Raw genomic sequence first — 2558 nt, 5'->3', positions numbered from 1 at the left:
CTCGATATAACTGGGCTGATGTTCATGGTGAAATCCGGTATTGCAGCGATCGTTACCGCTCGGGCCATCAGCTATGGGGCTCGGTCTGCGAACCGGGAACGTATAATGTTATCCATCGTTTCCAGCTTGCAGACGGAGAGCCCGCAGATTTACAGCAAGTCTGGAGTTTCCTCTGCCTGTATATGAAAGGCGAGCCAGTACCCGCAGAGCCCAAAAATAAAGGCAGACCCGACAGCTGGCGTCCACGAAAAGCAGATAAATGGCCGGAAGAGTGGGAACAGGAATCCACCACGGCACCAGGTGGCGAACAACCATCCGTTTCACACCCCAAAATATTAACCGACTCTGCAAAATAATCCCTGGCAGGAATTTGGTGAATTCGCCTATAGAATGCAGCCAGCCTGCTATTCATTGCCGTTACCTCAAAACAAGAACAGTACTATGCCTGTCGAACTCAAAAATATACCGGATGTCAGCGTCTGGCATGCATCTCGTGACGATTTACCAGTGGAGGCAGTGCGCCTTGCTGCTGATGCCTGGTCTGCCTCCGAAGAAGTGGGGCTGCATCATCTCAGCGATCGGCTGTGTCTGGCACTTAATGCCCTGACTCTGCCTGTTGATATCACCACACATGCAGCGGTACAGGCCCTGCTGGAAGAAGCCATGGAAAACCCGGAGCTGCATTTTACGCAACTGCTTCAGACCCTGCCGGACGCTGTCTGGCAGGAACTGCGGCAAGAATGACGCGACTGAGAAAGGAATTTGATGATGGATATGAAAGCACAGGCAAATAAGAACGCCGCGGCCAGTCAGCAGGCAGCCTGCACGCCTTCAGGCTGTAAGTCGTGTGAAAGAAAGGGCGTTCCCATCCTGCCGCTGCGTGTGGCGGTGATGCCGCATCATACGGTGAGAACCGACTGGCATCCCGTCGTACCGAAACAGGACGTTGAGCTGACCGGCGGTGAATTCAAGTATGGCCTGCGCACCCTGCGCATGGGCTATCTGTACGTTCTGCTCGATAACAGCATATGGGAAGGGTATGAGGTTACGGCGGAAGGGTGCCTGCGTTACTTCAATGCCCGAGAAATGCCAGAGAGTGGCACGGTGGCCCCGCTGTCATCAGGCTGCCGGCAGGAAAATCACGACATCAAATGCAGCTTTCTGCATGTCGACAACCACAGGGACAGAACCGTCTGGCTGGCGTTCAGCAGCGATGCCTGGAGCCCTGAGGTGCTGAAGGGCTACCAGAATGGCGACCGTCCGGACAGTCGCTTTACTAAACTCATCGTCAGCAAAGACGGCAAGGTGACAGCCGATGGCGCACTGGTAATTGACAACACTCTCTCTTCCCTGACCCGAAATGTTGCGGAGTATGCCACAAACTTCTTTGCCAGTACGGCAAAGGTGGATGGCAGTGTCACCGGTGGCGCACACGGTTTTCACCCCCGCACCGCCCCCCAAAAAATGCAGTGGATGAGTAGCTATATCAACCGGCTTACCGAGGAGTACAAATGCCCGGTGATGGCAGTGCCGGTAGATGATGTGGTGGGGGTTGTACAGGAGCTGAACGTTGGCCGGCTTATGCTGCTGGAAGAAGCCAATGAATATATTGAGCAGCCGGGTATTTTCCACAAGCACATGATTTCTGAGGCCATCACCTGGTATCTGGATGTGCTGAAAAAGGGGATTGCAGAAAAGAGTCAGCCCCGTATGCAAGCCACCGGTCCGGCACTGGGCGGCTACGGCCCGAAAACTATTCCGAAAGAGCAGGTGGCAGAGGAAACCTTCGCCAGCCAGTATGCCCGGATACTGGAAAGTTATGACGAACCTAGGAGAGCCGCCTTTGCGCAGGAGTTTGCCAGCCATTTCACCACGCCAATGGCCCGCTTTGATGCCATTGATAAAGACCTGGCCGCCTGGTATCAGCACGATTTATGGCGACGGGTGATAGAGCAGGATTATGCCCCGGAATCCTGTGCGTCAGGCTGGGCGTGGCAGATGCTGACGGTGGCGGCCTGTGTGCAGGGCGGCGCGCAGGGAAAGGCCACGGATAAGGTCTGGGGTGAGCACTGGCTGAACTCTGCGACCTCACCGGCATATCTGGGCTTTACCGGGATGCAGACCTCGCTGGCGGGGACCCTGTTCAGCGGGGGGAATCTTTACGCCGACCTTAAAACGGGCACGACCTCGGATGAGTTCGCCAATATCCTGAAAAATTCCGCCATTCAGCGCAGTTTCGCCACTCGCCTGGTGGCACTGAGCGGCTCGATAAGCCGGCCTGGAGTGGCAGTATCAGACGCCACCCGCAAGGGGTATATGGCGATGACCCAGGGGGCGATGCTGACCGCCGGGCAGTCCACGGTGGTGGTGACCTGGCACACCACGCTCAGGAAACTGAAACAACGGCTGCAGAGCGATGCGGCCTTACGCCAGAGGGTATCAAAAAATAATGCCACCTTTGAGGTTATCGGCAAGCAACTGGGGCTGAAGGAGGCCCCACGCGGCGGGAGTGCCCTGGTGGTGGATGAGCTGATGGGGATACACGGCAAGGCGCTGGA

At 56.2% G+C, this 2558-nt stretch carries 3 protein-coding genes; all 3 read left to right on the top strand.

Going from position 1 to position 2558, the window contains the following annotated elements; genetic code table 11:
* The coding region (locus tag JK154_RS17560) for a DUF6708 domain-containing protein (protein WP_349291115.1) at positions 1–356 on the top strand (356 nt) is incomplete at its 5' end.
* 85 nt (positions 357–441) lie between these two features.
* Positions 442–744: a hypothetical protein gene (locus JK154_RS17555; RefSeq protein WP_249215996.1), complete on the top strand. Its 303-nt coding sequence runs from the start codon at positions 442–444 to the stop codon at positions 742–744.
* Between the two features lie 147 nt (positions 745–891).
* Positions 892–2558: T6SS effector BTH_I2691 family protein (locus JK154_RS17550; protein ID WP_283093683.1), on the top strand; the 1667-nt coding region annotated here is incomplete at its 3' end.

Origin of the sequence: Citrobacter sp. JGM124, assembly GCF_018257795.1 — a bacterium.
Classification (GTDB): domain Bacteria; phylum Pseudomonadota; class Gammaproteobacteria; order Enterobacterales; family Enterobacteriaceae; genus JGM124.
The sequence above is the reverse complement of the archived record's forward strand: the minus strand, read 5'-3'. Positions and strand labels throughout refer to the sequence as shown.

What these genes read in the sequence shown, in the direction of transcription:
- JK154_RS17555 (WP_249215996.1), top strand. Translation starts at nt 442, where the DNA reads ATGCCTGTCGAACTCAAAAATATACCGGATGTCAGCGTCTGGCATGCA.